23 protein-coding genes are annotated in these 22115 nt (G+C 73.3%); 11 read left to right on the top strand and 12 right to left on the bottom strand.

From position 1 onward, the window contains the following. Position 1: 1 nt before the first annotated feature. The gene (gene gad, locus FHX45_RS00980; RefSeq protein ID WP_167096148.1) at positions 2–1450 is read right to left on the bottom strand and encodes a glutamate decarboxylase; all 1449 of its coding nucleotides are present in this window, start codon (positions 1448–1450) and stop codon (positions 2–4) included. A 25-nt stretch (positions 1451–1475) separates the two neighbouring features. Next, a complete protein-coding gene (locus FHX45_RS00985) occupies positions 1476–2345 on the bottom strand; it encodes a class II glutamine amidotransferase (RefSeq protein ID WP_167096149.1) in 870 nt (289 codons plus the stop codon). 139 nt (positions 2346–2484) lie between these two features. On the opposite strand from FHX45_RS00985, the gene FHX45_RS00990 reads away from it, so the two are divergent. Continuing rightward, positions 2485–3591 carry a calcium:cation antiporter gene (locus FHX45_RS00990; protein ID WP_167096150.1) on the top strand — a complete coding sequence of 369 codons (1107 nt, stop codon included), beginning with the start codon at positions 2485–2487 and terminating at the stop codon, positions 3589–3591. Between the two features lie 6 nt (positions 3592–3597). Here FHX45_RS00990 and FHX45_RS00995 read toward each other — a convergent pair whose 3' ends face one another. Next, a complete protein-coding gene (locus FHX45_RS00995) occupies positions 3598–4605 on the bottom strand; it encodes an SDR family oxidoreductase (protein WP_341771293.1) in 1008 nt (335 codons plus the stop codon). Between the two features lie 142 nt (positions 4606–4747). On the opposite strand from FHX45_RS00995, the gene FHX45_RS01000 reads away from it, so the two are divergent. The 3 genes from FHX45_RS01000 (at position 4748) to FHX45_RS01010 (ending at position 6852) form a co-directional block, all read left to right on the top strand. Continuing rightward, a complete protein-coding gene (locus FHX45_RS01000; RefSeq protein WP_167096152.1) occupies positions 4748–5359 on the top strand; it encodes an HD domain-containing protein in 612 nt (203 codons plus the stop codon). Positions 5360–5488: 129 nt separating this feature from the next. Then, positions 5489–6418 (top strand): PrsW family intramembrane metalloprotease, encoded by a 930-nt coding sequence (locus FHX45_RS01005; protein ID WP_167096153.1) that lies wholly within the window; start codon positions 5489–5491, stop codon positions 6416–6418. A gap of 89 nt (positions 6419–6507) precedes the next feature. Beyond that, on the top strand, positions 6508–6852 hold the full coding sequence (locus FHX45_RS01010; protein ID WP_167096154.1) for a hypothetical protein: 345 nt from the start codon (positions 6508–6510) through the stop codon (positions 6850–6852). A gap of 15 nt (positions 6853–6867) precedes the next feature. On the opposite strand, the gene FHX45_RS01015 is transcribed toward FHX45_RS01010, so the two are convergent. Then, positions 6868–8388 carry a PucR family transcriptional regulator gene (locus FHX45_RS01015; RefSeq protein ID WP_167096155.1) on the bottom strand — a complete coding sequence of 507 codons (1521 nt, stop codon included), beginning with the start codon at positions 8386–8388 and terminating at the stop codon, positions 6868–6870. Positions 8389–8524: 136 nt separating this feature from the next. On the opposite strand from FHX45_RS01015, the gene FHX45_RS01020 reads away from it, so the two are divergent. Both FHX45_RS01020 and FHX45_RS01025 read left to right on the top strand, forming a co-directional pair. Further along, entirely contained in the window at positions 8525–9784 is a 1260-nt protein-coding gene (locus FHX45_RS01020; RefSeq protein WP_167096156.1) for an NAD(P)/FAD-dependent oxidoreductase, read from the top strand. A 3-nt stretch (positions 9785–9787) separates the two neighbouring features. After that, on the top strand, positions 9788–10432 hold the full coding sequence (locus tag FHX45_RS01025) for a GreA/GreB family elongation factor (protein ID WP_341771294.1): 645 nt from the start codon (positions 9788–9790) through the stop codon (positions 10430–10432). 21 nt (positions 10433–10453) lie between these two features. Here FHX45_RS01025 and FHX45_RS01030 read toward each other — a convergent pair whose 3' ends face one another. After that, positions 10454–11167 (bottom strand): alpha/beta hydrolase family protein, encoded by a 714-nt coding sequence (locus FHX45_RS01030; RefSeq protein WP_341771295.1) that lies wholly within the window; start codon positions 11165–11167, stop codon positions 10454–10456. 90 nt (positions 11168–11257) lie between these two features. Between FHX45_RS01030 and FHX45_RS01035 the strand changes: the two genes are divergently transcribed. Then, positions 11258–11689, top strand: coding sequence for a DUF1707 SHOCT-like domain-containing protein (locus FHX45_RS01035; RefSeq protein WP_167096158.1), 432 nt, complete (start codon positions 11258–11260; stop codon positions 11687–11689). Here the strand turns inward: FHX45_RS01035 and FHX45_RS01040 are convergent. After that, the gene (locus tag FHX45_RS01040; RefSeq protein ID WP_167096159.1) at positions 11646–12896 is read right to left on the bottom strand and encodes an MFS transporter; all 1251 of its coding nucleotides are present in this window, start codon (positions 12894–12896) and stop codon (positions 11646–11648) included. The genes FHX45_RS01035 and FHX45_RS01040 overlap by 44 nt on opposite strands. A gap of 28 nt (positions 12897–12924) precedes the next feature. Further along, entirely contained in the window at positions 12925–14232 is a 1308-nt protein-coding gene (locus FHX45_RS01045; RefSeq protein ID WP_243868898.1) for an FAD-dependent oxidoreductase, read from the bottom strand. Positions 14233–14268: 36 nt separating this feature from the next. Here FHX45_RS01045 and FHX45_RS01050 point away from each other — a divergent pair, with 36 nt between their 5' ends. Further along, positions 14269–15153 (top strand): LysR family transcriptional regulator, encoded by an 885-nt coding sequence (locus tag FHX45_RS01050; RefSeq protein ID WP_167096160.1) that lies wholly within the window; start codon positions 14269–14271, stop codon positions 15151–15153. 40 nt (positions 15154–15193) lie between these two features. Here FHX45_RS01050 and FHX45_RS01055 read toward each other — a convergent pair whose 3' ends face one another. Genes FHX45_RS01055 through FHX45_RS01065 form a run of 3 tightly spaced genes read right to left on the bottom strand, consistent with a single transcriptional unit; the run spans position 15194 to position 16616 of the window. Then, on the bottom strand, positions 15194–15769 hold the full coding sequence (locus FHX45_RS01055; protein ID WP_167096161.1) for a TIGR03086 family metal-binding protein: 576 nt from the start codon (positions 15767–15769) through the stop codon (positions 15194–15196). 2 nt (positions 15770–15771) lie between these two features. Beyond that, positions 15772–16260 carry an SRPBCC family protein gene (locus tag FHX45_RS01060; RefSeq protein ID WP_167096162.1) on the bottom strand — a complete coding sequence of 163 codons (489 nt, stop codon included), beginning with the start codon at positions 16258–16260 and terminating at the stop codon, positions 15772–15774. Further along, positions 16257–16616 carry a metalloregulator ArsR/SmtB family transcription factor gene (locus FHX45_RS01065; protein WP_167096163.1) on the bottom strand — a complete coding sequence of 120 codons (360 nt, stop codon included), beginning with the start codon at positions 16614–16616 and terminating at the stop codon, positions 16257–16259. The genes FHX45_RS01060 and FHX45_RS01065 overlap by 4 nt, the downstream gene beginning before the upstream one ends. A gap of 253 nt (positions 16617–16869) precedes the next feature. Here FHX45_RS01065 and FHX45_RS28515 point away from each other — a divergent pair, with 253 nt between their 5' ends. Next, positions 16870–18171 (top strand): lysozyme, encoded by a 1302-nt coding sequence (locus FHX45_RS28515; protein WP_341771296.1) that lies wholly within the window; start codon positions 16870–16872, stop codon positions 18169–18171. 118 nt (positions 18172–18289) lie between these two features. Here FHX45_RS28515 and FHX45_RS01080 read toward each other — a convergent pair whose 3' ends face one another. Further along, positions 18290–18637 carry an ArsR/SmtB family transcription factor gene (locus tag FHX45_RS01080; RefSeq protein ID WP_167096164.1) on the bottom strand — a complete coding sequence of 116 codons (348 nt, stop codon included), beginning with the start codon at positions 18635–18637 and terminating at the stop codon, positions 18290–18292. An 83-nt stretch (positions 18638–18720) separates the two neighbouring features. On the opposite strand from FHX45_RS01080, the gene FHX45_RS01085 reads away from it, so the two are divergent. Beyond that, positions 18721–19983 (top strand): MFS transporter, encoded by a 1263-nt coding sequence (locus FHX45_RS01085; RefSeq protein ID WP_167096165.1) that lies wholly within the window; start codon positions 18721–18723, stop codon positions 19981–19983. 197 nt (positions 19984–20180) lie between these two features. Beyond that, a complete protein-coding gene (locus FHX45_RS01090) occupies positions 20181–20390 on the top strand; it encodes a hypothetical protein (RefSeq protein ID WP_167096166.1) in 210 nt (69 codons plus the stop codon). A 24-nt stretch (positions 20391–20414) separates the two neighbouring features. On the opposite strand, the gene ligD is transcribed toward FHX45_RS01090, so the two are convergent. Further along, positions 20415–22016: a non-homologous end-joining DNA ligase gene (gene ligD, locus FHX45_RS01095; protein WP_167096167.1), complete on the bottom strand. Its 1602-nt coding sequence runs from the start codon at positions 22014–22016 to the stop codon at positions 20415–20417. Positions 22017–22115: the final 99 nt, after the last annotated feature.

The following is a 22115-nucleotide window of genomic DNA, read 5'->3' on the forward strand; positions in this document are numbered from 1 at the left end:
CTCAGGCGTGCTGGGCCTGGTGCCGGGCCCGCGCGTCCTGTGTGTGGCCGGATTCGGCGCCGTGGGAGAAGGTGCTCGATTCGGTGCCGTGCTGGGGCTTGTCCTGGCCGCGCAGGCGGGGGAGGGCACGGCTGAGGTCGCCGAGCAGCAGGTCGGCCATGTCGTGGGTGAAGCCGTTGCGCACCACGATCCGCAGTACCGCGAGGTCCTCCCGGTGCGCCGGGAAGGTGTAGGCGGGCACCAGCCAGCCGTGTTCGCGCAGGGCGGCGGACACGTCGAACACCGAGTAGCCCTCCTCGCCGTCGGCGAGGGTGAACGCGAACACCGGCAGCTGCGTGCCGTCGGTGAGCAGCCGGAACGCGCCCAGGTCGGCGATGCGGCCGGCGAGGCCGCTGGCCACCTCCCGGCAGTACTGCTGCACCCGCCGGTAGCCCTCGAAGCCGAAGCGGATGAAGTTGAGGTATTGGGCGGCGACCTGCGCGCCGGGGCGGGAGAAGTTCAGGGCGAAGGTGGGCATTTCGCCGCCGAGGTAGTTGACGTGGAACACCAGGTCCTCCGGCAGGGCCCGCGCATCGCGCCACACGACCCAGCCCACGCCGGGGTAGACGAGCCCGTACTTGTGCCCGGAGGTGTTGATCGACGCCACCCGCGGCAACCGGAAGTCCCACTCCAGCTCCGGATCGCAGAACGGGGCGATCATGCCGCCGGAGGCGCCGTCGACGTGCACCGGGATGTCCCAGCCGCGCTCCTGCTGGAGCTGGTCGAGTGCGGCGCAGATCTCGGCGACGGGTTCGTAGCTGCCGTCGAACGTGGACCCGAGCACCGCGACGACCCCGATGGTGTTCTCGTCGCAGTAGCGCACCGCCTCCTCGGCCGTGAGGTGGAACCGGTCGCCGGACATCGGCACCAGCCGGGCCTCGACGTCCCAGTAGTTGGCGAACTTCTCCCAGCACACCTGCACGTTGATGCCCATCACCAGGTTCGGGCGGGCCCCGGTGCGGCCGTCCCGCGCGACCCGGTGCTGCCAGCGCCGTTTGAGCGCCAGGCCGGCCAGCATGCACGCCTCGCTCGACCCGGTGGTGGAGCAGCCGGTCGGATGATCCGGGTCGGGGGCGTGCCACAGATCGGCGAGCATCCGCACGCACCGCTGTTCGAGTTCGGCGGTGCGCGGGTACTCGTCCTTGTCGATCATGTTCTTGTCGAAGCACTCGCTCATCAGCGTGCGCGCCTCGTCCGACATCCAGGTGGTGACGAAGGTGGCGAGGTTGAGCCGCGCGTTCCCGTCGAGCATCAGCTCGTCGTGCACGATCTGGTACGCCGTCTGCGGATCCAGTTCGCCCTCGGGCAGCCGGTCCCGGGGGATGCGCAGCGGTTCGCGGGTGAAGACCGGGTTGACGCCGATCTCCTCGCGGCCGGTGCGGTCCGGGTCGGCGGAGTGGGCCAGCGGCATGGTGGGGCTCCTCGTTCTCGTGCGGTCACTGCCCGGTCTGCGACGCCTTGGCGTGCGCGCCGAGGTCGTCGAGGGTGAGCTGGTGGCGGGGCGGGTCGTGGAGGATCACCCGGCGGGTGACGGTCAGGCCGGGTCCGACGTGCAGCAGCTCGCCGGACCGCAGGTTCTGCCATCCGGGGTCCTCGTCCATGCGCTCGCTGGCGACGATCACGGCCGGGTGCTCGGCCAGCGCGCCGGAGCGGGCGCGGATGCGCCCGGCGGTGCTGGCGTGGTCGAGGTGCCGGTCGCCGTGCGGGCCGCCGGCCGCGCGCTGGAGCACGAACAGGTCGTGCGTGCCGGGGTAGCGCAGCGCCCACAGTTCGTCCGGGGTGGTCAGGATCAGGTTGATCGCGTAGACGGGCAGGTGCTCGGCGGCCCAGTACGCGGCTCCCGTGATGCCGGCGGTGACGTCGCCGCCGTGCCGGTCGGTCTGCTGGGTGACGAGCGCGAAGAACCGCTCGGAGTCGGTGTCGCCCTGCACCAGGTCCCGGTAGTCACCCAGCTCGCGGTCCAGCACGTCCAGCCCGCCCAGCACCCCGTTGTGCGCGAAGATCCGGCCGCGCTGCACGAACGGGTGGGTGTTGCGCTGGTCCAGACCACCGGTGGAGGCGTACCGCACGTGCGCGACGAACGTCGTGGACTCGCACTCCTTGGCCTCCTCGGCGAACCGCCGGTCCTGGTAGGCCGCGAGCGGCTGCTTGTCGACCATCGGTGTGCCACCCGGGCCGAAGGTGCCGAGCCCCGTGCCGTCCGGTTCGCGACGGCTCTGCTCGGCGAGGCTGTCCGGCGCTTCGAGCAGCCAGAACGTGGCCCGCACGCGTTCCGGGCTCGCCGACAATCCGAACAACCGGCACATCCCGACCCCTCCTCGCCGTGGCTCCTGGTGTGGCTACCACCGCTGAACCGCGGGAAACGGCCGCATCCGCATTGTCCACTGTGCCCGGTTGGGCCAGCGCGGCCGTTTACCGGGAGGGCCATCGGGTAGGCGCTGTCGCATGGTGCGAGGCGATGCCGTGGCGCAACGCCCGGACACCGGCGGCCCGGGCCGGGCCCGGTTCTCCCGGGCCGACTACCTGCTCCTCGGCGGGTCGGTGGCCGCCGTGGTGGTCACCTTCGCCCTCCGGACGGCCGGCCTGGCCGAGACGGCCGTGTTCGTGCTGAGCGCGGTCGCGCTGGCGCTGCTGGCCCGCGTCGTGGGCCGTGGGGTGGGCGCGCTGGGGGACCGGCTCGGTCCCTCGCTCACCGGGATCGTGCAGAGCGCGCTGGGCAACCTGCCCGAGCTGTTCGTCTCCCTCTTCGCCCTCCGGGCCGGGCTGGTGGGGGTGGTGCAGTCGGCCATCGTCGGGTCCATCCTGGCGAACGTGCTCCTGGTGCTGGGGCTGGCGTTCCTGGTCGGCGGTCTGCGGCACGGACGGCTGACGTTCGCCGCCGGCACGGCGCGGATCATCGGGCTGATGCTGCTGCTGTCGGTGGCGGCCCTGCTGGTGCCCGCCCTGACGGCCGAGCTGCACAGCCCCGCCGCCGGGCACGAGAACCTGTTGTCGCGGATCGTGTCCGGGGTGCTGCTCGTGTTGTTCGCGCTGTCGCTGTTCGCCCCGGCCCTGCGGGAGCCACCGGCGGGCGGCGAGGCCGAGCGGCCCGCGGAGTGGCCGGTGGCGGCGGCCCTCGCCGTGCTCACCGCGGGTGGGGTGGCGGCGGCGTTCGTGTCGGACTGGTTCGTCGAGGGCTTGCAGCCCGCGATGACGGCGCTGCACATCTCGCAGGCGTTCGCCGGGCTGGTCATCGTCGCCATCGCGGGCAACGCGGTGGAGAACGTGGTCGGCATCCAGCTCGCGGCGCAGGGCCGGACGGACTACGCGCTGTCGGTGATCCTGCAGAGCCCGCTGCAGATCGCGCTGGTGCTGGCCCCGGTGATCGTGCTCGCCGCGCCGCTGATGGGCGCGTCCTTCACGCTGGTGCTGCCGCCGCTGCTGATCGCCGTGCTGGTGATCGCCGTGGTGATCGTGGTCCTGGTGGTGCTCGACGGGGAGGGGACCTGGTTCGAGGGCGCGGCGCTGATCGCCTTGTACGCCATCATCGCGGCCGCTTTCTGGTGGGGCTGACGCGCGTCAGCGCTTGCGGCTGAGCGCGGCCAGGCCCACCGCCGCCGCGGCGGCCGCCACGGCGCCGAGCACCCCGTGGTGCTGCGAAGCCCACAGCTGCGGGCTGCGGGTCTTGGCCTCGCGGTCGAACCGGCCGTGCGCGCCGAAGTCCGTGCCCGTGGTGTCGTCGGCCGGTGCCCACAGGTTCACCGGCTGGTCCGGATCGCGGGGCTGCTCGGCCTGCTGGGACTCGAACCCGGTGCGCGCCAGGTAGCGGTCGAGCAGGCCGGCGGCGAACGCGTTGGCGACGAGCGTGCCGACGGTGGAGCCGCCGACCCAGTACTCCCGCCGGCCGGGGTGCGCGGCCGCGTGGACGATGGCCTTCGCCGGGATCTCCGGCTGGTAGATGGGCGGCACCGGCTGGGCGCGGCGGGGCAGGCGGGACAGCACCCAGTCGAACTGCGGGGTGTTCACCCCGGGCATCTGCACCATGGTGATGCGCACGTTCGACTTGTCGTGCAGCAGCTCGCACCGCACCGATTCGGTGAAGCCCTGGATCGCGTGCTTCGCGCCGCAGTAGGCGCTCTGCAGCGGGATGCCCCGGTACGCCAGCGCGGACCCGACCTGGACGATCGCGCCGCGATCGCGCGGCAGCATCCGCTTCAGCGCCGTGCGGGTGCCGTTGACGTACCCCAGGTAGGTCACCGCGGTGACCCGGCGGAACTCCTCCGGCTCGATGTCGGTGAACCGGGCGAACACGCTGGTGAACGCGTCGTTGACCCACACGTCGATGGGGCCGAACGTGTTCTCGACCTGATCGGCGGCCGCGTCGAGGGCCTGGTGGTCGGCGACGTCGACGGGCAGCGGGAGCGCCTGGCCACCCGCTCGTTCGACCTCCGCCGCGGCCGCCTTCAGGCCCTCGTCCCCGCGGGCGATCAGGGCCACGCGGTCCCCGCGCTCGCCGAACGCCCGCGCCGCCGCGCGGCCGATGCCGCCACTGGCCCCGGTCACGACCACCACTCGTCCCTGATCCACTGCCGGCTCCCTCCGGGGTCTCGTGCGCACCGGTCCTGGTGGTACCCGCGGACGGCTGCCGGCATGCCTGATCCGCAAGTCCGGCGGCGAGCGCCGGGCTCGTCCACAGTGGAGCGGTGCTCCGGGCTGCGACAATCGCGCCATGCAGCTCACTGATGTCGTGCTTCCCCGCAGTTCCGCGTGTTCGGCCGCCCTGGAGGTGGCGACCACCTACGCCTCGCCGGCTCTGGTGAACCACTCGTTGCGCTCCTACGTCTGGGCCGCGGCCTACGGCGACGCGCACGGGCTCGACCACGACCCCGAATTGCTGTTCGTCGCCGCGGTGCTGCACGACATCGGGCTGGTGGCGGAGTTCGACAGCCACACCGTGCCGTTCGAGGTGGCCGGGGGGAGCGTCGCGTGGGTGTTCGCCGCGGGAGCGGGCTGGGCGCGGGACCGGCGGCAGCGGGTGGCCGAGGTGATCATCCGGCACATGTGGGACGAGGTGGATCCCGGCGCGGACCCCGAGGGCTTCCTCCTGTGCCGCGCCACGGGCGTGGACATCTCCGGCCGCAACGCCGGGGACTTCCCGGACGAGTTCCGGGCCGAGGTGCTGCGGCGGTATCCGCGGCTGGGCCTGGCCGAGGAGTTCGTGCGGTGCTTCGAGGACCAGGCGAAACGCAAGCCGGACAGCACCGCCGCGGCCGTGGCCCGCAGCGGCCTCGCCGCCCGCATGGCCCGCAACCCGCTGGAACCGCGGGCCCCCGAGCAGTAGACACCGGAGCAGCAACGCCCCCGCGAGGCCGCCCGGGGGCCGGCCCGGGCGGTGCGGACCAACCATGACCCCGGTTTGGTCCGCCCGCCCACGGGAACGCTGCCGGGGCCGGGAGCGGGAGGAGACACGATGGCTGGGTCCGGAACGGCTGCCGGGCGCCCACGGCGCCTCTGGCTGCGCATGTTCGGCACCGGCCTGGGGTTGTGGCTGCTGACCGTGGTGGTCATCTTCCTCACCGGCAACCCGAACCTGATCCCGACCCTGGTGCTGCTGGGCAGCTTCCTGGTTCCGGTGACGTTCGTGGCGTGGGCCTTCTCGCGCCGGCACAGCGGGGAGCTGACGGCCGAGCTGGTGCTGTCCACCTTCGTCACCGGCGGGGTGCTCGGCGTCCTGGCGGCCTCGGTGCTGGAGACCTACCTGCTGCACCCGTCACCGTGGTTGTTCCTGGGTGTCGGGCTGATCGAGGAGGCCGTGAAACTCGCCGCGCTGGCGGTGCTCACCCGGCGGCTGGCGCACAAGTACGTCCGCGACGGGCTCATCCTCGGTGCCGCGGTCGGGTTCGGGTTCGCCGCGTTCGAGTCCGCCGGGTACGCGTTCACGGCGCTGTTCACCGAGCGCGGGCTGTCCGTGGCCGACCTGGTGGAAACCGAGCTCCTCCGCGGGCTGCTCGCGCCGGTCGGGCACGGCCTGTGGACCGCGATCCTCGGTGGCGTGCTGTTCTCCTCCAGCGCGCGCGAGCACTTCGCGCTGACCGGGCGGCTCGTGGTCTCCTACCTCGGGGTCTCGGTGCTGCACGCGTTGTGGGACTCCATGCACGGCATCGCGTTGCTGCTGACCCTGGTGCTGACCGGAACGCCGGCGCAGGACCAGCTCCTGGCGCAGGGCTACCAGCCGCGGCCCACACCCCTGCAGGCCCACCTCTTCACGCTCCTGAGCTGGGGCGGGCTGGCCGTGGTGGCGTTGCTGGGGCTGGTGTGGCTGCGTGCGGTCCGGCGGCACGCGGACCGGGCGGACACCTCCCGCGTGTGGTGGCGCATCGCCACGCCCGGGTCGCGATGACACGTCGCGATGACACCCGGTACGGCCGCCGCCGGCCGGGTATGCCCGGGGGAGGCGAGTCGACGGACTCCCGGGAAGGAGCAGGGGCGATGGCGACGAACGGCGCGATCGAGGTCCGCATCGGGGAACCGGGCAAGGTTCTGGTCATCGAGGTGGGCCGGGTGACCATCGACGTCCCGCGCTCGGTCGGGTTCTTCGGCGGCCTCGCCGCGGCCGTCGGTCTGGGGCTGATCGAGCCGCCGCTGGCCGTGTTCGTCGCGGCGGTCCCGGCGTTCAAGGCGCTGACCGACACCGCGCTGCCGATGGCGATCCGGGCGGTCGGTGAGGTGCTGGAAGGCGCGGCCAAACCGGTCGGCAGCGACGCCGACGGCGTGATCGCCCTGGCGGACCAGCACCGCCGCGCCGACGTCGTCGGCCTCGGGCACCGGCGGTGACGGCGCGCCGGGGAACTATCGGGGCCGGTCCGTGACGGCCATCGCGATGAGCATGCCCAGGCGCTGACCGGGGTCGGTGAGGTCCAGGCCCGGCGCCGCGGCGGTGATGCGGCGCAGGCGGTTGCGCACCGTGTTCTGGTGCACCGCCAGCGCCGCGGCGGCCCGGGCCAGGTCGCCCTGCGATTCCAGCCAGGCGCGCAACGTGGGGACGAATTCGGTGCCGTGCGTGGCGTCGTGCTGGGCCAGGCGGGCCACCGGGCCGCGGGCGGGGACGCGGCCCGCCGCCGCCGCGGAACGCAGGCGCTGGAGAAGCACCTCGGGCCAGGCGTCGTCGTAGCACACGGCGCCGTCGCGCCCGAGGGCCAGGCATTCGTCGGACTCGCGCCGGCCGGTGGGCAGGTCGGCGACCGAGCACTCACCCGACACGCCCGCCACGATCCGCAGATGCCGCGGCAGACCCTGGACGAGGCCGCCGACCCAGCGCACCGCCGGCGCCGGATCCGCCGCGGGCAGCACGGTGTAAACGGTGTTGCCGAACAGGGTGCTCCGCCCCACCCGGGACCAGCCGAACCCGGTGGTGGCGCGCTCGAAGGCGAGCAGCAGGCCGGCGTTGCGCTCGGCCTCGGCGTGGGCCTGCACCGCGACGACCCGCAAGCCCGAGCCCGGCAGGCCCAGCTTCCCGGCGGTGGTGTCGGCGTCCGCGTCGCCCTCCAGGAGCTGGATCACCAGCTCGGACTCCACCTGCCGTTCCAGGTCGGCGCTGACCCGCCAGCGCAGCAGGTGCAGAGCCACCGTGCGCGCCCCGTCGGTGAGGATGCGGGCCCGGGCAGCGTCCAGCGGGGCGCGGCGGGACACCCACAGCGACCCGAGCAGCTCCCGGCCGGCGCGCACCGCCACCACCGAGCGGCCCTGCAATCCGTGCTCGGCCGACGCGGGAACGTACACCGGCTCGTCGGAGCGGGCCAGGTGGGTGAACACGCCCCGCTGCTCGAGCAGGGCCCGCACCCGGTCCGGCACCCGCCGGCCGAGGATGGTGTCCTGCCGTGCCCGGTCGGCTTCGTGCTGCTGGCTCGAATACGCCATCACCCGGGACAGCTGGTCCTCGATGGTGACCGGCCCGCCGACCGCCGCCGCGATCGTGTCGGCGAGCGCGGACAGGTCCGCCGGGCCGCGGCCGGACTCGGTTTCCCGGCCCTCCAGCACCAGGCCGTACACCACCCCGGCCACCTGGCTCCACGACACGCTCGGCTCGACCACCAGCAGCGCGACCCCCGCGGCGGCGCGCAGCAGCTCGGCCGACGGGGTTTCCGTGGTCCGCGCGACCAGCACCCGGGCGCCGGCCTCGCGGGCCAGGCGGACGGCGTCGGCCAGGGTGGGGACCCCGACCGCGAGGAAGACCTCGCCGGCCCCGGACCCGGGCCGGACCGGATCGTGCAGCGCGACGCTGTGCAGCTCGGCGTCGCGATCGGCGGCGGGACCGGTCAGCCGGGCGCCGTAGGTGCCCAGGATGGTGATCAGCCGGTCGAGCTTGACCATGTGCGCCCCGCTTCCCGGTCGTCCGGTTGTGCTGATCCTACAAGCCCAGTAGGCCAGATTGTCCGGTTCCCACACGCCCGGCCTGGCGGAACTCGGCGATGCTCGGTTCCGACAGGGGCTGCCGAGGAGGATAAGCATGAGCGAGGCCGGTCAGGACGCGGGTCCGCGCACCGCGGTGGTGGTCGGTGCGGGGATCGTGGGCTTGTCGACGGCGTGGTTCCTGCAGGAACACGGCGTGCGGGTCACGGTGCTGGACCGCGACGCGGTCGCGGCCGGGGCGTCGTGGGGCAACGCCGGGTGGTTGTCGCCCGGGCTGGCGATCCCGCTGAACGAACCATCGGTGCTGCGCACCGCGCCGGCCGCGCTCGTCCGGCCGGACGCGCCGCTGCACGTGCCGCTGACCGCCGACCGGGCGCTGTGGTCGTTCCTGCTGCGCTTCGCCGCCCACTGCACCTGGCCCGCGTGGCGCCGGGTCGTGCGCGGCAACCTGGCGCTCAACCGCGAATGCCTCGACACCTTCGACACCCTCACCCGGGGCGGTGTCGCGGTGGGCACCGTCGAAGCGCCGGTCACGGCCGTGTTCGGATCGGCGGCGGAGGCCGGGCACCTGCTGGCCGAGCTCCGGCGGTTCACCGCGGCGGGCGCGGAGGCCGCGCACACGGTCCTGACCGGGGCCGAGGTCCGCGACCGTCTGCCGCAGCTGTCCGCCGCGGCCGGCGCCGGGGTGGAGCTGGCCGGGCAGCGGTACGTGGATCCGGGCCGGTTCGTCAAGGCGCTGGCCGACTCGGTGCGCCGCCGTGGTGGCACGATCCGCACCGGCTTCGACGTCCGCTCGATCCGTCCGCGGCGGTACGCGGTGACCGTCGTCTCGCGGGAGAACGTCAGCTTCTCCGCCAACGTCGCCGTTCTCGCGACCGGAGCCTGGCTGGGTTCGCTCGCCCGCGGGCTGGGGGTGCGGGTCCCGGTGCGGGCCGGGCGCGGGTACTCGTTCACGGTCCCGGTCGCCGAGCCGCCGCGGCAGCCGGTGTACCTGCCGGGCGTCCGCGTGGCCTGCACGCCGTACCAGGACGGGATGCGCGTCGCCGGGACGATGGAGTTCCGCGGGCCGGACGACCCGGCCGATCAGCGGCGGGTGCGGGCGATCGTGCGGTCGGCGGCCCCGTACTTCGAGGGGGTGGACTGGGCGGCGCGCACCGATGTGTGGGTGGGGCCGCGGCCGGTGAGCAGCGACGGGCTGCCGATCATCGGCGCGACCGCGGAACCGGGCGTGTTCGTCGCGGGCGGTCACGGCATGTGGGGTCTCACCCAGGGACCGGTCACCGGGAAGCTGCTCGCCGAACACATCGTCACCGGCAAACAGCCGGATGCCCTGCGCCCCTTCGACCCGTTGAGGTGAGCCGTGGACTCCACAATGGACTCGGAGCTGGCGTTCCTGCGAGCCGAGAACGCGCTGCTGCGCACCGAACGGGATGTCCTGCTGCGGGTCGCGGCCGGGTTCGCCGAGGACGCGAACGCGACCCTGCTCCGGCGGCGGCGTCCCACCCCACCCGACGAACGAGGATCCACCATGGACACCAGGGACAGTATCGACCGTAGCGGCACGGTGTGGCTGACCGAGGAAGCCCACGCGCGGCTGCGCGGCGAGCTCGGCGAGCTGCGGGTCGCGGACGAGGCGAGCGGTGACGATCAGGACCGGATCCTGCAGCTGCGCCGGCGGCAGGCGCGGACCCGGGAGCTGGAGGACCTGCTGCGCCGTGCGGTGGTCGGGCGGATCCCGCCCGACGACGGGGTCGCCGAGCCCGGCATGGTCCTCACCGTGCGGTTCGACGGCGAGGAGGTGACCGAGACGTTCCTGCTCGGTGTGCGCGACGGGGCGGGAAGCGACGACCTGGAGGTGTTCTCGCCCGATTCGCCGCTGGGCCGCGCGGTGACCGGTGCCCGCCAGGGTGAGTCGCGGACCTACACCGTGCCCAGCGGCGCGACCGTGCGGGTGACGCTCGTCGCCGCGGTGCCCTACGGCCGGCACCTGTCGCAACAGGGGTAGCGCGTCCCGCGCCCGCGATGGTCAAGCGGACAGGGCCGTCAGCCGCGTGTGGACCGCCGCCCAGGCCGCGCTGTCCGGGTCGATCAGCTCGAAGTGCCCGGTCCCCGGCAGCGTGACCAGCTCCGCCACGGGGTGAGCCGCGGCGTAGGACCGGCTCAGTGCGGCGGGCACCACGGTGTCGGCCTCGCCGTGGAGCAGGACGACGGGGGTGCCCGGGGACGGGAGCAGCCGCGGGTCCAGGTCGCGGTGGTCCGTGGGCGGGCCGCCGAGGAAGTCCGCGACCGCGTCGTCGTCCAGGCGTGCCTCGTGCGCCATCGCCAGGTCCGCCACCGGGGCGAGGGCGAGGGTGCCCAGCAGCCCGGGTGGCGGACAGGTGGCGGCGGCCCAGAGGGCGAGGTGACCACCGGCCGAATGTCCGATGAGGATGGTCGTGGTGGCGGACAGGCGCGCCGGCAGGACCGACACCGCGGCCCGGACGTCGGCGACGGTGTGCCCGGGCCGCCCGGGTGTCCGCCGGTACTCGGGGGCGACGACCGGCCAGCCCGCGTCCCGCAGCGCGCGGCAGAGGATGCGGGTGTGCCTCCGGTCGTACCCGGGCCGCCAGAAGCCGCCGTGGAGGAGCACCAGCAACGGTTTCCCGGCCGTCGCCGGTCGCCACACGTCCGCGACCTGGTGTCCGTCGTGCAGCTCCGCGTCCGGTTCGGGCGCGGGGCGGGTGAGGATGGATCGGTCCACGGTTCCCTCCACACCGGCGTTTCACGGCAGTTCGACTCCGGACGCCGTAGCCTCACCGTATCGGTGACGCCGAGCGGAACGGGGACGACGATGACGACGACTCGGGATTTCGCGGCACGGCAGACCTCCGGCGCGGTCCGGTGCTCGGACGCCGAACGCGACCGCGTGGGAGCGCGATTGCAGGAGGCGGTGGGCGAAGGGCGGTTGTCGCTGAGCGAGGTCGAGGACCGGATGGCGAAGGTGTACGCCGCGCGGTACCGGCACGAACTGGACGATCTGGTCGCCGACCTGCCACCGGTGGCCGGCGCCGCCACCGGCTGGTCCGGCGTGCTGGCCGCCGCGCGCGATCAGCTCGCCGCCGACTGGGCGGCGATGCGCCAGGGCGGTCTGGCCACGCGCCGCACCCTGGCGTACGCGGCGGTGGTCCTGACCCTGCTGGTGCTGGCGATGATCGCGTTCGCGCTGGTCCTGCACGGCATCAGCGGAGGTTATGAACCGCACCACCACTTCGGGCGGCGCTGACCGCCCCGGAGCCGGCCCTCGCGCGCGGACGGTCGTCGCGGACGCCGAGCAGAGCGGCGGCACCGAGCAGCGGGCCGGCGGCGAGCAGGGCGAAGGCCGAGTAGAACGAGCCGGTGGCGTGGAAGACGGGCCCGACCGCGGCGGGCACCAGGACGCTGCCGAGCTGCCACACCGCGTTGACGCCACCGGCCGCGGATCCGGCGAGCCGCCCGCCGGCCAGCACGGGGATCATCGCCGCGGTGAGGGGGCTGTAGGCGTAGGCGGCGATGCCGAGCACCGGCGCGACCGCGAGGAACGCGCCGTAGCTGCGCATCGCGCCGAACAACAGCAGGGAAGCGGTGAACAGCAGCAGGATCACCATGATCGGCAGGCGCATGCCGAGCCCGAGCCGGTCGGTGACCCAGCCGACCAGCGGCTTCACCGCGACGGCGACCCCGGAGAAGATCACCACGACGACGCCGGCATCCACGGGCGAGATGTGGCTGCCCTTGACCATCAGGGTGTTGGACCAGGTGACGAAACCGTAGGTGCCCCACAGACCGCCGAACCCGGCGAGCCCGAGCAGCAGCAGGTCCCTGTTCCGCAGCAGCGGACGCACGTCGGGCAGCGCCCGCCGGGTCCCGGTGGTGCGGACGGTGCCGTTGCGCAGGAACACCACGCACAGCACGGCGAGCACGACGGTGACGCCGCCGAACAGGTGGTAGGAGGCGCCCCAGCCGGCGTGCTGGACGAACGTCGGCACCACGGCGTTGGCGATGACGGTGCCGAGCGAGGTGGCGGTCATGAAGATGCCGCTGCCCAGGCCGATCTCGCGCGGCGGCAGCCAGGTGGTGATCAGCTTCATCCCGGCGGAGAACTCGACACCGGCGAAGAGACCCACGAGGCCCTGCACGGCGAGGCCGAGCGGGACGGAGGTGGTCGAGCCGAACACGATCATCAGCGTGCCGGCGGCGAGCAGGCTGATGCCGAGCACGAGGCGGCTGCCCAGCCAGTCGGTGAGGAACCCGCCGGCCGCGTTGGAGATCACGTAACCGATGTAGTAGCAGGTGGCGAAGATCCCGAGGGCCGCCAGCGGGACGTGCCAGGAGTCGCTGACCGCGGCCGAGGCGGGGCCCCAGGTCGAGCGGTCGACCGAGGTCATGGTGAAGCTGGCCCAGCACAGCAGCAGCACGACCCACCGGTAGCGGGAGAGCACGGGGGAACTCATCGTCGAGACTCCGATCGGGAAACGGGGGTCACAGGATCGCATCCTGGCGCAGCAGCTGCGCCCGGATGGCGGAAACGTCGTGGCGGGTGCCCGCGGCGTACTGGGCGGCGGCCACCCCGGCCGCGTGGCCGGTGGCGAAGGCGGTGCCCATGACGCGCACCGACGCGTAGGCCTCGGCGTCGGCGCTGGTCAGCCGGCCGACGCCCCACAGGTTGTGCGTGTCCGCCGAGCGGATCGCGTCGTAGGGCACGTCGTACCAGCCGCGGCCGGCGATGGGGACGTAGCGGGTCACGCCCGGGCCGGCGTGGTCTTCGACCGGCCAGCCGCAGCGGGCGATCGAGGTGTCCGGCCGCTTGCGGGCGCCGAGCACGTCGGCACCGGTGACGGTGTCCCGCCCGGCGAGGTGCCTGCCCTCCCGGATGCCCAGCTGCGGGCCGGTCTCGATCAGGTACGCCCCGGCCCAGCCGGGCAGGTGCTTGCGCAGTGCGTCGAGATAGCGCCACGCCTGGCGGCGTGCGCTCGCCTCGTGCCGGCTGAACGCGGCCGCGTCGAGCACGTCGGCCTGTTCGTCGACCAGCAGCGCGATGACCTCCCTGGTCAGCGGGAGGTGGACGGCGATGCCGTAATCGCGGGGGAGGTCGGCGCCGGTGGCGCGGTGGTAGGCGGCGACGGCGGCCCGCAGGCCCTCCCGGGACAGGTCGGCGTCCTCGGTGACCCCGCCGAAGCGGCACACCAGTGTGCTGGTCTGGCGCCGCTCGACCGGCTCGACCCGCACCGCCGCGCCCGCCCCGGCCAGGAGGGCGCCGTCGCCGCTGGCGTCGACGAACGCCGCCGCGGTGACGTGCTCGCGGCCGCCGCGGTGGTGCAGTTCGACCTCGGTGACCTCGTCGTCGTGCCGGCGCGCCCCGATGAGGGTGGTGTGCAGCCGGACGTCCACCCCGGCTTCGGCGGTGACGGTGTCGCAGGCGAGCTTGGTGGCCTCGGTGTCGAGCAGGACGATCCGGTTGCCGGTCCAGCCCATCACCTTCTCCTCGTACGCACCGAGGTCGCGCAGCTGCCGCAGCACCCGCTCGCCGACCCCGGCCACGACGCGCTCGCCGCGCTGGTCGAAGAAGCCGCAGTAGGTCAGGACCGAACTGATCGTCGCGGCGCCGCCGAGGAACGGGTACTGCTCCACCAGCAGCACCCGCGCCCCGGACCACGCGGCGCCCACCGCGGCGCCGATGCCCCCGGCGCCGCCGCCGACGACCACGACGTCGTAGGACTTGCTCATCGCCTGCCTCTCTCTCGGGTGCAGCCAGTACACGATGAGCGGCGGCGGCAGGGCCAATATCATTCGGGCACCCGGGGCATGACGAAAAGGTATGGGGCAATGGAGCTGCGGCAGCTGCGGTACTTCGTCGCGATCTTCGAGCGGCGGTCGATCTCGCGCGCGGCCGAGCACCTGCGGATCTCGCAGCCCGCGCTCACCCGGCAGCTGCACCAGCTCGAGCGGTACGTCGGCACACCGCTGTTCGACCGCGTCCCCGGCGGGGTCAGCCCCTCGCCGGCGGCGATGGCGTTGCACGAGCACGCGCGGCTGGTGTTGCGCCTGGCCGACGCCAGCCGGGAGGTGGCCCGCTCGGCGGGCCCCGTCCGCGAGGCGGTGCGCGTCGGCCTGCCGCCCGGGGTGCCCGGGACGTGGATCGAGCGCGTGATCGGTGCGGTGGCAGGGGAGGTGCCCGGCGCGGCGCTGACGGTCACCGATGCCAGCAGCGTGGACCAGGTGCGGTTGCTCCGGGAAGGCCACCTGGACCTCGGCCTGATCCACCAGCGGCCGCCGGCGCCGTTCGCCGCCCGGCTGGTGCTCGAACAGCAGCTCGGGCTGGCCGTGCGGCCCGGGCACGAGCTGTCCCGGCGGCGCCGCTGTCACCTGTCCGACCTCGACGGGCTGCGGATCCTGGCGCACAGCCGGGACCAGGTGACCGCCGAGCACGACCGGGTGCTCGCCGAGGCGGAGGCCCAGGACGTCCACCCGGAGTGGGTGTTCGCCTGGTTCACCGAAAACGCCTACGCCTGCGTCCTGGCCGGCGACGCGGCCGCCGCGCTGCTGACCCGCCCGAGCGCGGAACGCCTGCTGCCCGGGTGGTGCTGGATCCCGTTCGACCCCGCGGGTTTCGCGCTCCCGCTGTGGCTGGCCCAGCACCCCCAGACCCGGACGGTGGTGACGGCGGTGGCCGACGTCGTCGCCGCGACCCCCGCCGGCGACGCGGGCTGACCGTCCACCCGGGACAGTCGCGTTCGTGGTCCCGGTGGTGTCAGGGGCGCGGGTTTCCGGCTTGCCAGCCCGGGTCGCGGCCGATGAAGGCGATCAGCTTGTCCTGCGCGGAGGCGTCCTCGGCGACCGGCACGGCCGGCCCGAACTGCCCGCTGCCCCGCAGGATCTCCTCCATCGGCCGCATCGCGGCGAGCGCGGCGGTGCAGCGCTCCTGGCCCAGGTCCGGTTCGCGGCCGAGCGCCTTGGCCAGGTCCCAGGTGTGCAACCACACGTCGCCGGTGTAGAACTGGTCGATCGCCTGGTCCACGGGTTTGTCGCCGGTGTGCGGGTTGCTGAGCACGCGACCGGCGGGGTCGTCGAGGATGGCCTGGATGTCGGCGACGTGCTGCTTCCACGCGGCGCGCGGGTCGGCCTCGACGTCGAGCGCGGGCAGTTCGATCCCGGCCCCGCCCAGGAATGCGCGGGACCACTCGATCAGGTGCTTCACGACGTCGAGCGCTGTCCACCCCGCAACCGGGGCGGGCCGCGCCCAGTCGGCGGCCGAGGCGGATTCGACCAGCGCGGTGAACCGGGCCGCGTCGTGTGCGTGCTGTTCGGCGGGACTGTTCGGCGTCATCGTCACGCATCCTTCGCGAGCAGCTCGTCGAGCTTCTCGTAGCCTTCGGTGATCCCGGTCTCCATGCCGCTGGCCAGCATGCCGTCGCGCGTTTCGAAGTCCTTCACGACGCTGAGCACCCGCAGCCGGGTACGGCCGTCCTGGAGCGCCTCGAACGTCACCGTCTCCAGCGCGACCCCGTCGGGCTCACCGAGGTAGGTGAACGTCCACACGATCCGCTCGTGCGGGCGCACTTCGTGGAAGCTGCCGAAGAACGCGGCGATCTCCTCGCCGTCGCGGTCGTTGGCGAACGCCCACGCGCCGCCGGTGCGCGCATCCCACCGGGTGATCCGCGTGGTGAGGGAGCGCGGACCGACCCACTGCGCGTAGAGCTCGGGGTCGATGTGGGCGCGGAACACCTGCTCGCGTGGTGCGTCGAACTCGCGGATGATCTCGATGGTGGGGACCTTCTCGGCCGCCACGATCTGGGTCTCGGTCTGTCGGGTGATCATGATGCGTCTTCCCGGGTGTGTCGATGGTCGTCGGTCATGTGGTCCAGCAAGGCGTCCAGGCGCCGGTAGCGTTCCTCGGCCGTGCGCCGGTAACGCTCGATCCACTTCGTCATCAGGTGGAGCACCTCCGCATCCAGGTGAACGGGCCGCCGCTGCGCGACCTTGCTGCGGGTCACCAGCCCGGCTTCCTCCAGCACCTTCACGTGTTTGGAGATCGCCTGGAGGCTCATCGCGTACGGCTCGGCGAGCTCGCCCACGGTCGCGTCCGCGGCGGCCAGCCGGGCGACCAGGTCCCGCCGGGTCGGATCGGCCAGTGCCGCGAACACCCGGTTCAGCTGCTCGATGTTCTCGTCCACCCTGTTTCCTCAACTGCTTGGTTGAGAACGACGATAGGGGGCGCCACGGGCGTTGTCAACCTGTCGGTTGAGAAACGGGGTGCCACCGGCGCGGTGCCCCCTGTGCGGGTGAGTCCACGCCGCGCCCTGCCCAGCCAGACCCCGGGTGACCTGCGAAAACCTCTTGTGTAACACCTGCCACAGCAAAACCGTCCGTTTACACGCGTCCCGCATGTCACGCACACTGCGGTCGTAGCGGAAGGGGGTGGCTGCCGTGGGCCGGATCGCGACGCGGGTGTTCGTGGCGCTGGTCGTGCTGGTTCTGTGCGCCGCGCCGCAGGCGTCCGCCGAGCCCGCGCCGGTGCCGGGAATGGACGTGTCCGGTCACCAGGGCGAGGTGAACTGGCCGGCGGCCTGGGCCGCGGGTGCCCGCTTCGCCTACGTCAAGGCCACCGAGGGCACCGGGTACCGCAACCCCTACTTCGCCCAGCAGTACGACGGGTCCTACCAGGTGGGGATGATCCGCGGCGCCTACCACTTCGCGCGGCCGGACATCTCCGGCGGTCCCGCCCAGGCGGACTTCTTCGTGGCGCACGGCGGCGCCTGGTCCGCGGACGGCAGGACCCTGCCGCCGATGCTGGACATCGAGTACAACCCGTACGGCCCGGTCTGCTACGGGCTCGCCCGGGACGCGATGGTCGAGTGGATCCGGTCGTTCTCCGCGCAGGTGCACGCCCGCACCAGCCGGTGGCCGATGCTCTACACCACCACGGACTGGTGGCGGACCTGCACCGGTGACTCCGCGGCGTTCGGGGACACGCATCCGCTGTTCATCGCCCGCTACGCCAGCAGCCCCGGCGCGCTGCCCAGCGGCTGGCGGTACTACTCCATGTGGCAGTACTCGGATTCCGGTGCGCTGCCCGGCGACCAGGACACGTTCAACGGCTCGATGGACCAGCTGATCAAGCTGGCCGGCGGCGACCCGGCCCGCGGCACCGTGGACCCGGCACCCGCGCCGCCCACCACGACCACTCGGCCCACGACGACCGTGCCGCCCACCACGACCATGCCGACCACCACGACCATGCCGACCACGCCGAGCACTCTGCCCACCACCACCACCGTGCCGGCCACGACCACGGTGCCGCCCACCACGACGACCACCGCCGCGCCGCCGCACTCCGCCGCGGCGAGCAGCAGCGCGCGGGCCGACGCCACGACGCGGACGGAAACCACCGCCGCCACCACGTCGGTGTCCCCGGCCCCGCCGGGCAGCGCTTCGGACGTCCCACCGCCCGCCGGCGCGCAGCACCCGGCGGAACCGATCAGCGGGCTGGTCTGGGCGGGCGGGCACGCAGGGACCCCGCCGGTGTCCCTGCGGGACGACCACCACGCCGAGGAGCTCGTCGCCCGTGTCGACCCCGGTGCTTCGCCGGACAGCAGCCTGGCACCCGCGGAGTCCCGTGCGCTGGCGAGCACCGGCACGAGCCCCGCGCGGGGGATCGTCTTCGGCGGCGCGCTCGTCCTGCTCGGTGTGATCCTCACGGTCCTGGCCCGCGCCGTCGCGCCCCGCTGACCCACCCCATCGCCCGCCGCGGCCACCCCACCGCCGGGAGCGGCGAACACGCGGCCGGGAGCGGCGCATACGGCGTGTTTGCCCTCGGGGCGCGCCGTGTTTGCTGTTCCGTTCCCGGTTATGTCCAGCGATCCATGATTTCGCGTCCCTGCGGGATGACGAGGTCGAGCAGGCCGGGGAACCGGGCGTCGAGATCGTCGCGGCGGAGCCGGTTGAGCCGCCTGGTCCCTTCGTCTCGCTGGTGGATCACGCCTGCCTCGCGCAGGGTCCGGAAGTGGCCGCTCTGCGTGGACTTGCTGACCGGGAGCGCGAAGGTCGTGCAGGCCAGTTCGCCCTCGGGCTCGACGGTGGCCAGCCGGGCGACGATCGCCAGCCGGACGGGATCGCTCAGCGCGGTCATCACGGTGGGGAACTCCAGCTCGTCCCGCGCCGGGTGCACGAGCTGGGTTGCGGTGCGACTCGCCATGAGGTCCATCCTAACGAACATGTTCGGCTTCTACGAACATCTGCTATGTTCGAGAAACGCGAACATGATGCCGGAGGTAGGACATGCCGAACGACACACCCCTGCTCGGAGCGCCGGCCGGGTCACGGGCTCAGCCAAACTCATCCGGGCGCGGCCCGCGAACCGGCCGCCCGGGCGGGTGGCGATTCTGGGCCACGGCCTACACGCTGCTGATCCTGCTCACCGGAACGAACCTGCCGACACCGCTGTACCGCGGCTACGAGGCGAGGTTCGGCTTCTCGCCGTTCGTCGTCACGCTGATCTTCGCCGTGTACGTGGCCGTGCTCATCCCGTCCCTGCTGGTGGCCGGCCCGCTCTCGGACGCACTCGGCAGACGCCGGGTTCTGCTGCCGGCGGTGCTGCTGGCGGCTGCGGGGTCGCTCGGGTTCGTGTTCGCCACCAGCACGGGGTGGCTGTTCGCGGCGCGGGTCCTGCAGGGTCTGGCCGTCGGCGCGGCTTCCGGGGCGCTGACTGCTGCGCTGAGTGAACTCGAACCCTCCGGCAACCCACGGAAAGCGGCGCTGGTCTCGACGGTGGCGTCGGTCGGCGGACTGGGTCTCGGCCCGGTGCTGGCCGGATTGCTCGCCCAGTACGCACCGGCGCCCACCGTGGTGCCGTTCGTCGTCGAGATCGTGCTGCTGATCCCGGCCGCCGTCACCGTCATCCGGATGCCATCCACGCAACCGAGGACGCGGTGGCGGCCTCGCCGGCCGGAAATCCCGCCCATGATGCGCGCGGTGTTCGCGACCAGTGGGACCGCGAATTTCCTGGCCTTCGCCGTGATCGGGCTGTTCCTCACCCTCATCCCGGCCTACGTGGCCGCACTGACGAACAGCACGAACCTCCTGCTCGGCGGGGGAACCGCCGCTTCGACGCTGGCCTTCTCGGCGGTCGTCCAGGTCCTCGCCCACGGACGGCCGTCGCGCCGGCTGCAGCTCGCTGGCCTGCCGATCCTGGCCCTGGGCCTGGGTCTCCTGGTGCTCGTCGGGCGCGTACCGTCGCTGGTCCTCCTGCTGGCCGCCACCGCGCTCGCCGGTACCGGTCACGGGCTGGTGTTCCTCGGCGGGCTCACCGCGGTCAACAAGGCGGCGCCGGACGGCAGCCGCGGCGAAGTGCTCTCCAGCTTCTACGTCATCCTCTACACCGGCGTCGGGTTTCCCGTCCTCGGCGTCGGCATCCTGGCGACCGCGGTCGGTCTCGCCACCGCCGTGAGCTGGTTCGCCGCCATCGTCGCCGTGCTGTGCCTGCTCGTGCTGCTGGCGCTCGGCCGTGGTCACCGCCACGCACCCGCCGATGCCGGCAGCTGACTCCGCTCGCCCGGACCCGGGGAGACCCATGGACACCGCTGAATTCGACGCCGCCCATCGCGGGCAGCTCACCGTCGCCGCGTCGATCGCGGGCCCGGCCGGTCACCAGCGGGGTGCCCGCATCCTGGGAGCGCTTTCCGCGCCCCGGTGCCGTCCCGCACCATCGGGGCAGGCATTCCGGCACTGGGCGGTGGTTCATGGTGACACGACTGTTCCGCACGATCGGCCGTGCGCTCGGCGGGCTCGGCCACGCGATGGTGCCGGTCAGCGCGCCCTACGATCTCGGGTTCGCACTGCCCCGGCCCGACGACCCGCCGGCCGGGTACCCGGGTGACCGGCTGAGCGTCCCGCTCTCGCCGCGGGAGCGGGCGGCGTTCCACGTCCTCACCGCGGACCTGGCGCTGTGACCGGTCACCGTCGCCGGGCCGGGGTCACAGCGCGGGCAGGCGCTGCGGCAGGCCGATGAGCGGCGCGAGCGGGTCGCCGGTGTGGTGGACGCGGTCGAGGACGGTGCGCAGGGTCCACCGGTCCGGCCGCAGGTCCGGGTCGTCGAGTTCGTCCCAGGCGACCGGCACCGAGACCGGTGCTCCGGGGGCCGGGCGCGGGCTGAACGGGGCGACCAGGGTCTTGTTGATGGCGTTCTGGGTGTAGTCGAGGCGGGCGCGGCCTTCGCGCTCCTTCTTGTACCACCGCCAGCTGACCAGGTCGGGCAGGACGCGGCCGACGACGCGGGACAGCTTCTCCACCCAGGCGCGGGTGTCGGCGAAGCTGTGGCCGGGTGCGACCGGCACCCAGATCTGGATGCCGCGCTGCCCGGTGACCTTGGGCATGCCGGCCAGGCCGAGGTGGTCCAGCGCGGTGCGGTAGAGCCGGGCCAGCGTGAGCACGTCGTCGAATCCGGTGGTGGGCCCCGGGTCGATGTCGATCAGCGCCCAGGTGGGCTGGTGGACGTCGGGCAGCCGCGAGGTCCACGGGTGCAGTTCCACGGCGCCGAAATTGGCCATCCAGACCAGGGCGGGCACACTGTCCAGCACCGGGTAGCACTGGGTCTCGTCCTCGTCGGCCTCGGTGTTGTGCCAGCGGGTGAGCCAGCCCGGGGCGTGGCCGGGCACCTCCTTGTGCCAGAAACCGGGCCGGTCCACGCCGTCGGGGTAGCGGTGCGCGTTGACCGGCCGTCCGGCGAGATAGGGCAGCATGACGGGAGCGATCTGCGCGAAATAGCGGACGAGGTCGCGTTTGGTCACCGGGGGCTCGTCACCGGTGCCGGGGAAGAGCACCTTGTCGAGGTTGGTGAGCTTGAGCCGGCGGCCGGCCAGCGACCACGTGCCGGCGGCGCCGATCCTGTCGAGCGCGGCGAGCTCTGCGGCGGTGGGCGGGTCCCAGCGGGGGAGCGGGGGAGTCAGCGGCACCTCGGCCTCGGCCGCCGGTGCGTCGCTGCGCCACATCGCCGCGGGCGCGGCGGCCACCTCGTCGTTGGTCCGGCCGGACTTCACCGACCGCGGCAGGTCCTCGGGATCCCAGCCCGGCCGGGCGGCCTCGTCGTGCTTGTGGATCAGCAGCCACTGTTCCTTGCCGCGCCGCTCGCTGCGGACGAGCGCGAACCGGCCGGCCAGCTTCTCGCCGTGCAGGTCGAAGTGCAGCTCGCCGTCCTCGATCGCCCGGACCGGGTCGAGGCCGTCGGCGGGCTGCCAGGTGCCCCGGTCCCACACGATCACGTCACCGCCGCCGTACTGGCCCTTCGGGATCACGCCTTCGAAGTCGGCGTACTCCAGCGGGTGGTCCTCGACGTGGACGGCCAGCTGCCGCACGTCCGGGTCCAGCGTGGGGCCTTTGGGCACCGCCCAGCTGGCGAGCACGCCGTCCACCTCGAGCCGGAAGTCGTAGTGCAGGCGGCGGGCGCGGTGCCGCTGCACGACGAACCGGCCGCCGGCCGCCCCCGCCGTCGCCGACCCGGCCGGCTCCGCGGTCACCGAGAAGTCCCGTTTGGACCGGTAGGACTCGAGCCGGTCCGGATTCCGCCGTCGTGCGCTCACCGCCCGGGACTACCCCTGAGCCGCAGCGCCCATACCGCCGTGGGCCCGCCCGTCCGGCGCGGGATACTCGGCGTTCACGGTTTCGCGGACGATAACGCA

Origin of the sequence: Amycolatopsis granulosa, assembly GCF_011758745.1 — a bacterium.
GTDB lineage: Bacteria > Actinomycetota > Actinomycetes > Mycobacteriales > Pseudonocardiaceae > Amycolatopsis_E > Amycolatopsis_E granulosa.

What these genes read in the sequence shown, in the direction of transcription:
- FHX45_RS01055 (WP_167096161.1), bottom strand. Translation starts at nt 15,769, where the DNA reads ATGACGCCGAACAGTCCCGCCGAACAGCACGCACACGACGCGGCCCGG.
- gad (WP_167096148.1), bottom strand. Translation starts at nt 1,450, where the DNA reads ATGCCGCTGGCCCACTCCGCCGACCCGGACCGCACCGGCCGCGAGGAG.
- FHX45_RS01090 (WP_167096166.1), top strand. Translation starts at nt 20,181, where the DNA reads ATGGTGACACGACTGTTCCGCACGATCGGCCGTGCGCTCGGCGGGCTC.
- FHX45_RS01050 (WP_167096160.1), top strand. Translation starts at nt 14,269, where the DNA reads ATGGAGCTGCGGCAGCTGCGGTACTTCGTCGCGATCTTCGAGCGGCGG.
- FHX45_RS01010 (WP_167096154.1), top strand. Translation starts at nt 6,508, where the DNA reads ATGGCGACGAACGGCGCGATCGAGGTCCGCATCGGGGAACCGGGCAAG.
- FHX45_RS00985 (WP_167096149.1), bottom strand. Translation starts at nt 2,345, where the DNA reads ATGTGCCGGTTGTTCGGATTGTCGGCGAGCCCGGAACGCGTGCGGGCC.
- FHX45_RS01005 (WP_167096153.1), top strand. Translation starts at nt 5,489, where the DNA reads ATGGCTGGGTCCGGAACGGCTGCCGGGCGCCCACGGCGCCTCTGGCTG.
- FHX45_RS01020 (WP_167096156.1), top strand. Translation starts at nt 8,525, where the DNA reads ATGAGCGAGGCCGGTCAGGACGCGGGTCCGCGCACCGCGGTGGTGGTC.
- FHX45_RS01085 (WP_167096165.1), top strand. Translation starts at nt 18,721, where the DNA reads ATGCCGAACGACACACCCCTGCTCGGAGCGCCGGCCGGGTCACGGGCT.
- FHX45_RS01080 (WP_167096164.1), bottom strand. Translation starts at nt 18,637, where the DNA reads ATGGCGAGTCGCACCGCAACCCAGCTCGTGCACCCGGCGCGGGACGAG.
- FHX45_RS01060 (WP_167096162.1), bottom strand. Translation starts at nt 16,260, where the DNA reads ATGATCACCCGACAGACCGAGACCCAGATCGTGGCGGCCGAGAAGGTC.
- FHX45_RS01000 (WP_167096152.1), top strand. Translation starts at nt 4,748, where the DNA reads ATGCAGCTCACTGATGTCGTGCTTCCCCGCAGTTCCGCGTGTTCGGCC.
- FHX45_RS01035 (WP_167096158.1), top strand. Translation starts at nt 11,258, where the DNA reads ATGACGACGACTCGGGATTTCGCGGCACGGCAGACCTCCGGCGCGGTC.
- FHX45_RS01040 (WP_167096159.1), bottom strand. Translation starts at nt 12,896, where the DNA reads ATGAGTTCCCCCGTGCTCTCCCGCTACCGGTGGGTCGTGCTGCTGCTG.
- FHX45_RS00990 (WP_167096150.1), top strand. Translation starts at nt 2,485, where the DNA reads ATGGTGCGAGGCGATGCCGTGGCGCAACGCCCGGACACCGGCGGCCCG.
- FHX45_RS01015 (WP_167096155.1), bottom strand. Translation starts at nt 8,388, where the DNA reads ATGGTCAAGCTCGACCGGCTGATCACCATCCTGGGCACCTACGGCGCC.
- FHX45_RS01045 (WP_243868898.1), bottom strand. Translation starts at nt 14,232, where the DNA reads ATGATATTGGCCCTGCCGCCGCCGCTCATCGTGTACTGGCTGCACCCG.